The organism is Castellaniella sp., from assembly GCF_034007085.1.
GTDB lineage: Bacteria > Pseudomonadota > Gammaproteobacteria > Burkholderiales > Burkholderiaceae_B > Castellaniella.
Window position 1 is genome coordinate 1 of sequence record NZ_JAVERO010000172.1, and the last position, 3,549, is coordinate 3,549.

The following is a 3,549-nucleotide window of genomic DNA, read 5'->3' on the forward strand; positions in this document are numbered from 1 at the left end:
AAAATACGTCACCCAGATCGCCCCGAAATCGGGTGCCGCGCCCGAACGGTATTGCAGCAGACGATCGTGCCACTGGCGGTAGATTTCGGTGCCGGGCTGGCCCAAGGCCTGGTGGACGCCGACCCGCTGCAGGCTGTGGAATTCGCCGAATTCCCATTCCAGGTCATCGCAGGTCACGAATTGCCCCAGGCCCGGATGGAAGGGGCCGACGTGGTAGTCCTCCAGGTAGACCTCGATGAAGGTCTTCCAGTTGTAATGGCAGGGGTGGATTTCCACATGGTCCAGGACATAGTCCGAAAAGTCGAATTCCGGCCGTGTGAACAGCGCGCCGATATCGCCCAGGGGATCGCGCGCGCCTTCGAACAGCAGGCCGTGGCAATCATGCAGCGGGAATTCCCGCAGCCGCAGGTCCGGTTTTTCGGGGAACAACGGGGCATTCAGCAGATTGCCCTGGGTGTCGTAGCTCCATTGGTGAATCGGGCACAGGATGCGCCCACCCGTGCTGCACAGATTGCCGGCGGCGCAATCGGCGTTGCGGCCGTCCTGGCTGCCCAGCATCAGGGCCTGGCGGTGGCGGCAGACGTTCGACAGCAGGCGTACGTCAGTGCGGTCGCGCAGCAGGACGCGCCCGCCGCCCTCGTGGGCCAGGGTGCGCCAGTCGCCGGGATTCGGCACCATGTTTCTGTGTCCGACGTAACGTGCGCTGCGTTCGAAGATCTGGCTGCGTTCCCGCGCCAAGATGGCCGGGTCGAAATAGTGATGGACCGGAAGCTGGCTGGCCAGATCCGCGCCGGAAGGGATGTGAGGATTGGTCATGGATTCCCCCCGCAAGAATAAAACCGTCCAGGATGTCGTCCGGGCGGCCGTCCGCGCCCGGCACAGGGGACGGAATTGTACCCCACCCCGAAATCGCCATTGGGGACGGGATGGTTTCATGGTCTGGCGGGGTTCCCGTACAATCCAGTCTGGAATGCTCAGATAACAGTCATGGTCAACGATCAAACCCCGCCGCCGGACAACGCGCTCCGGTTCGCCGATCCATTGCCCCAGGATTTCGAGACGGCGCTGGCCGAACTCGAAACACTGGCTGGCCGCATGAACGATGGCGATCTGGGCCTGGACGAATCCATTGCCCTGTACCAGCGTGGCGTCGCCCTGGCCCAGGTGTGCCAGCAGCGGCTGGCAGCCGTCGAACAACAGGTCCAGGTGCTGCAGGGCCAACTGCTCCAGCCGTTCGATGACGCCGCCGCGCGAGATGCGACATGAACGCCGCATTGGGGCCCTTCGACGCCTGGCTGAGTGACCGGGTGGATCACATCGCCGCGGTGCTGGACGATCTGCTGCCGGCGGGCCAGGATGACCCTGCGCGTCTGCACGAGGCCATGCGCTACGCCGTGCTCGGGCCGGGCAAGCGGGTGCGCGCCGCCCTGGTCTACGCCGCTGGCGAGGCCAGCCGCGTACCCAACGGGACGGCAGCCGCCCAGGATCTCGCGCTGGACGCCGCCGCTGCCGCAGTGGAATTGATCCACGCCTATTCGCTGGTCCATGACGATCTGCCCTGCATGGATGATGATGACCTGCGGCGGGGCCGGCCTACCGTGCATCGCCAGTTCAACGACGAGGCCCTGGCCATGCTGGCTGGGGACGCGCTGCAACCCCTGGCCTTTGACTGCCTGGCGCAAATGCCCATTGCGCCGGCCCTGACGGTCCAGGCGGTCCAGCTGCTGGCGCGTGCGGTCGGCAGTGACGGCATGGTCGGCGGCCAGGCCATCGATTGCGCCAGTGTCGGCCAGGCGCTGCCGATCGAGGCACTGCAACACATGCATCGCATGAAAACCGGCGCCCTGCTGGAAGCCAGCGTGCTGCTGGGCGGGGTGGTGGCCGGGGCCAGCAGCACGACACGCGCCGGCCTGGAATCCTACGCCTCGGCCATGGGCCTGGCATTCCAGGTGGTGGACGACATCCTGGACGTGACCGCCGATTCGGCCACCCTGGGCAAGACAGCCGGCAAGGACGCCGCGCAGGGCAAGCCGACCTACGTGTCCATCATGGGGCTGGATGGTTCACGCGAACTGTTGGGCAGCCTGCGCGAACAGGCCCATGCCGCGCTGCTGCCGCTCGGGCCGTCGGCCTGCCGCCTGCGCGAACTGGCCGACTACATCATTGGCCGGTCCCATTGACGCGGACGGGCCCCGGATCCAAAGCACCATGACTAGACTACTGAAAGGCATCCAATCGCCAGCGGACCTGCGCCGACTGGACCGTCGGGACCTCAAGGAACTGGCGGTTGAATTACGGGCATTCTTGCTGGACGCCGTGTCACGCACCGGGGGGCACCTGTCCTCGAACCTGGGCACGGTCGAACTCACCCTGGCGTTGCACTATGTGTTCGACACGCCCGAAGACCGGCTGGTCTGGGACGTGGGCCATCAGTCCTATCCGCACAAGATTCTCACGGGCCGCCGCGAAGCGATGGCCGGTCTGCGCCAGCAAGGCGGGATTTCCGGCTTTCCAAAACGTGCCGAATCGCCCTATGACGCCTTTGGCACGGCGCACTCGTCGACCTCGATCTCGGCGGCGTTGGGCATGGCGGTGGCCTCGCGCAATGCCGGTTCCAGTCGCCAGCACATCGCTGTCATCGGCGATGGGGCCATGACGGCCGGCATGGCTTTCGAGGCCCTGAACAACGCGGGTGTCACGCCAGACGTCAACCTGCTGGTGGTGCTCAACGACAACGACATGTCGATCTCGCCGCCGGTGGGCGCGCTGAACTATTATTTTGCCCGCCTGCTGTCGGGCCAGTTCTACGCCCACGCCAAAAACATGGGCCGGGCCGTGCTGCAGCACGTGCCGCCCGTACTGGCGCTGGCGCGCAAACTGGAAGGCCATGCCAAGGGCATGCTGTCGCCGGCCACCCTGTTCGAGGAACTGGGCTTCAACTACATGGGGCCGATCGACGGCCACGACCTGGACGTGCTGATCCCCACGTTCGAAAACCTGCGCCGGCTCGGGGGGCTGCAGTTCCTGCATGTGGTCACGCGCAAGGGCCAGGGCTACAAGCTGGCCGAGGCCGACCCGGTCCTGTACCACGTCCCGGGCAAATTCGATCCTTCGGTCGGCATTCAGAAACCCGCCGCGTCCGCGCGCCGGTCCTTCACTCAGGTCTTCGGCACCTGGCTGTGCGACATGGCGGCCGCCGACGATCGCCTGGTCGGCATCACGCCAGCCATGCGCGAGGGCAGCGGTCTGGTCGAATTCGAGCGCCGTTTCCCGCAGCGCTATTTCGACGTCGGCATCGCCGAGCAGCATGCGGTGACCTTTGCCGCCGGGCTGGCCTGCGAGGGCTGCAAGCCCGTGGTGGCCATCTATTCCACCTTCCTGCAGCGCGGCTACGATCAGCTGATCCACGACGTGGCCCTGCAGAATCTGGACGTGACCTTTGCCCTGGACCGGGCCGGTATCGTCGGCGCCGACGGGGCGACCCATGCCGGCAACTACGACATCGCCTACCTGCGCTGCATTCCGAACATGGTGATCGCCACGCCTTCG

The 3,549-nt window shown here is 65.9% G+C and carries 4 protein-coding genes; 3 read left to right on the forward strand and 1 reads right to left on the reverse strand.

Translation table 11 applies throughout. From position 1 onward, the window contains the following. Positions 1 to 816: aromatic ring-hydroxylating dioxygenase subunit alpha (locus tag RBR29_RS11115; protein WP_320349295.1), on the reverse strand; the 816-nt coding region annotated here is incomplete at its 3' end. Between the two features lie 171 nt (positions 817 to 987). On the opposite strand from RBR29_RS11115, the gene RBR29_RS11120 reads away from it, so the two are divergent. From RBR29_RS11120 to dxs, 3 genes are all read left to right on the forward strand, one after another. Then, on the forward strand, positions 988 to 1,266 hold the full coding sequence (locus RBR29_RS11120) for an exodeoxyribonuclease VII small subunit (RefSeq protein WP_320349297.1): 279 nt from the start codon (positions 988 to 990) through the stop codon (positions 1,264 to 1,266). After that, complete coding sequence (locus RBR29_RS11125) at positions 1,263 to 2,180, forward strand: farnesyl diphosphate synthase (RefSeq protein ID WP_320349299.1); 918 nt, start codon at positions 1,263 to 1,265, stop codon at positions 2,178 to 2,180. Before RBR29_RS11120 ends, RBR29_RS11125 begins: the two co-directional genes overlap by 4 nt. Before the next feature lie 28 nt (positions 2,181 to 2,208). Beyond that, the coding region (gene dxs, locus RBR29_RS11130; protein WP_320349300.1) for a 1-deoxy-D-xylulose-5-phosphate synthase at positions 2,209 to 3,549 on the forward strand (1,341 nt) is incomplete at its 3' end.